Source organism: Microcystis sp. M49636_WE2, assembly GCF_030065375.1.
GTDB classification, from domain to species: Bacteria; Cyanobacteriota; Cyanobacteriia; order Cyanobacteriales; family Microcystaceae; genus Microcystis; species Microcystis aeruginosa_C.
In genome coordinates this window covers 1-2763 of sequence record NZ_JASJFG010000874.1, presented here as the reverse complement: position 1 = coordinate 2763, position 2763 = coordinate 1, and the positions used below count along the sequence as shown (strand labels likewise).

General features: G+C 40.3%; 3 protein-coding genes and 2 pseudogenes. 3 read left to right on the top strand and 2 right to left on the bottom strand.

Annotation, left to right across the window (positions count from 1 at the left end; all coding sequences use genetic code 11):
- Nucleotides 1–146 precede the first annotated feature (146 nt).
- Nucleotides 147–597 (bottom strand): annotated as a pseudogene (locus PX484_RS20055) (nuclease/transposase family protein); the annotation flags it as partial.
- A 183-nt stretch (nucleotides 598–780) separates the two neighbouring features.
- Here PX484_RS20055 and PX484_RS20050 point away from each other — a divergent pair.
- From PX484_RS20050 to PX484_RS20040, 3 genes and pseudogenes are all read left to right on the top strand, one after another.
- Nucleotides 781–1596, top strand: coding sequence for a DUF4351 domain-containing protein (locus PX484_RS20050; protein ID WP_287671015.1), 816 nt, complete (start codon nucleotides 781–783; stop codon nucleotides 1594–1596).
- A 49-nt stretch (nucleotides 1597–1645) separates the two neighbouring features.
- Nucleotides 1646–1987: a hypothetical protein gene (locus tag PX484_RS20045; protein WP_287767225.1), complete on the top strand. Its 342-nt coding sequence runs from the start codon at nucleotides 1646–1648 to the stop codon at nucleotides 1985–1987.
- A gap of 33 nt (nucleotides 1988–2020) precedes the next feature.
- A pseudogene (locus PX484_RS20040) lies at nucleotides 2021–2275 on the top strand (DUF4351 domain-containing protein); the annotation flags it as partial.
- 5 nt (nucleotides 2276–2280) lie between these two features.
- On the opposite strand, the gene PX484_RS20035 reads toward PX484_RS20040, so the two are convergent.
- A partial coding sequence (locus PX484_RS20035; protein WP_288105260.1) for an ABC transporter permease occupies nucleotides 2281–2763 on the bottom strand: 483 nt, incomplete at its 5' end.

Below are 2763 nucleotides of genomic sequence, written 5' to 3'. Positions count from 1 at the left end.
TATAAGGAATGAAACCTTTATAGAGACAGACATTGCCGCAATTTTTGTCAATTGTTTGCGATCTGGAGCGAACTAATCAATTAAATCTCTTGCCAGATAAGGATTGAGTCGATTTATGCCCCCACATCGAACCATACCAAGTCCCGAAGAGCCATAAACTAATGTCTTTTGACTACACCATAAATCAAATTCTCCTGCTTTAAAACCGTCAGTAAATCTGATTTTACGTCGATCATCTGATAGTTTGTAGCCCGTTAGTTTGTATTCAACCGAACGGCTATACTTTTTGAATCGAGGAAAACCCTTTTTCCCCGGTATCTTAGCATGACAATTCTGGTAAAACCTAGTAATTGATTGCCAGGCTCTATCAGCAGCCGATTGACGAGCTTGAGAGTTTAATTTGTTAACCCAAGGGGTCTCTTTATTGTTAGCTAGTACCGAGCAAAGTTTTTGGAGATCATTGCGGGTTGTCCCCTTATTGTCCATCCAATGACGAACACAAGAGTTACGCACAAACTGAGAAGTTTTGATAGCTTCATCAAGCCGTTGATATTGCTCTGGTGTCCCATTTTTTAACTTGGCTTCTACGACTAGCATCGATTAATCCTCGACCCTGTATCAATTAAGTATAACACAGTTTACCTACAAATGGTAGAATTAAAATCGTGCTTCGCAGTCAATATCCTGGTCGGATTTCATCCCCCGCAAAGGTGAGTATCTTGTCGAAAAATTTAGCGGGGGCATTCATCCGACATTTTAGGTAAAATATAGTCAAGACTAATGTATGATTCTACTTGTAAATTTATCGCCCTGGAATATTCGAGAGATTTAGCCACTTGGTTATTAGGTAAACCTTTAGATTTAACCGAAATTAAACCCTCAGAGTTGTCATTGGAGCCGATAAGAGCCGATAGTTTAATCTTTTTAGAGTCAGAAGAATTAATCTTACATATTGAGTTCCAAACCGACCCTAAAGAGGATATTCCCTATAGAATGCTCGATTATGCCACAAGACTCTATCGACGCTATCAGGGCAAACCTATCCATCAGGTAGTGATTTATCTAAGGAGGAGTACCTTACCCCTAGTCAGACAGAATGACTATCAACAGGGAAAAACTTATCATCAATTTGAGGTGATTAGACTATGGGAACAACCCTATGAACCCTTATTGCAAGCACCAGGACTATTGCCCTTTGCTATACTAGCTCAAGCTGAGGAGCAAGAGAATTTACTGCGGCAAATCGCCCAAAAAATCGAACAAATCAGCGACAGTCGAGAACAAAGCAATCTGGCTGCCTCCACCGCAATTCTCGCTGGATTAGTATTAAACAAAGACATCATTCAACAATTGTTGAGGAAAGACATTATGAAAGAATCTGTCATCTATCAGGAAATCAAAGAGGAAGGAAGACAAGAAGGAGAGGCTAACCTGGTTTTACGTCTATTAAATCGGCGTATAGGTGGCATTTCTGCCGAATTATCCGCCAATATCCAAAGTCTTTCTCTAGAAAATTTAGAAAACTTAGGAGAAGCTTTATTAGATTTTCAGTCAGTAGAGGACTTAGAACAATGGCTAGAAAATGAGCGTTTTTAACTAATTTACTGCGGTTATTTTTATTCTATTAATTCCCTCTATTATCATTATGTCAGATCATCAAGCTAGTTATGCCGTCAATGCAATGTTAGGTCGATTGTATTTGAAAAATAAGGCGTTTCAGTCCCTAAGTTTTGAAGAACAACAGTCGATAGTTTTGGACATAATTAAAGAATCATTCCGTTGCGATGTCAATATCGGCGAAATTCTCAGTAATGAGTGTTTTTCTGATTTTGACGATGTGGAAGAACAGAGAACGATAGCAACGATATTTCAAATTTGTTCCTGCTGTGGTCAAGCATCAGCTAACGTACAAGACTATGGAGATGATTTTAGCAAAGCAGGAATTTGTTCCGCTTGTCTTGCTAAATATTTCCCCGATGGATATTAGAGATAATTTAATCTCAACCTAGGGATAATCAATATTCAACAATTGTTGAGGAAAGATATTATGAAGGAATCTGTCATCTATCAGGAAATCAAAGGGGAAGGAAGACAAGAAGGAGAGGCTAACCTGGTTTTACGTCAATTAAATAGGCGTATAGGTGGCATTTCTGCCGAATTATCCGCCAATATCCAAAGTCTTTCCCTAGAAAATTTAGAAAACTTAGGAGAGGCTTTATTATATTTTCAGTCAGTAGAGGACTTAGAACAATGGCTAGAAAATGAGCGTTTTTAACTAATTTACTGTCCAAACAAAACCGAACTATTACCAGATCCTTGGAACAAGATCCAAGTCATCAGCAGATTAGATACAAAAATCGCTAAGAGCATAGTGACTACAGCTGCGGTCGTAGCTTGGCCGACTCCTTTAGCACCGCCATCGGTCGTTAAACCCCAATTACAGCCGATAATCGCGATTAAAGCCCCAAAAACCACCCCTTTAACTGGTCCACTCAGCACGTCTCCCACGCGCAGAAAACCGCGAACCGAGTCGAGAAAAACTGAATTAGCAATCCCGTATAAACTTTGGCCGACCAGCAAACCGCTACCCAAACCGATCAGCAATGCCATAACACTCAAAGCGGGAACCATCAGACAACAGGCAATTAAACGGGGCAGCACCAGATATTCCACGGGATCGGTTTTGAGCATATAGAGTGCGTCGATCTGCTCTGTCACCTTCATGGTACCGATTTCCGCCGCAAAAGCCGATCCTACCCGACC

What these genes read in the sequence shown, in the direction of transcription:
- PX484_RS20050 (WP_287671015.1), top strand. Translation starts at nt 781, where the DNA reads ATGTATGATTCTACTTGTAAATTTATCGCCCTGGAATATTCGAGAGAT.
- PX484_RS20045 (WP_287767225.1), top strand. Translation starts at nt 1,646, where the DNA reads ATGTCAGATCATCAAGCTAGTTATGCCGTCAATGCAATGTTAGGTCGA.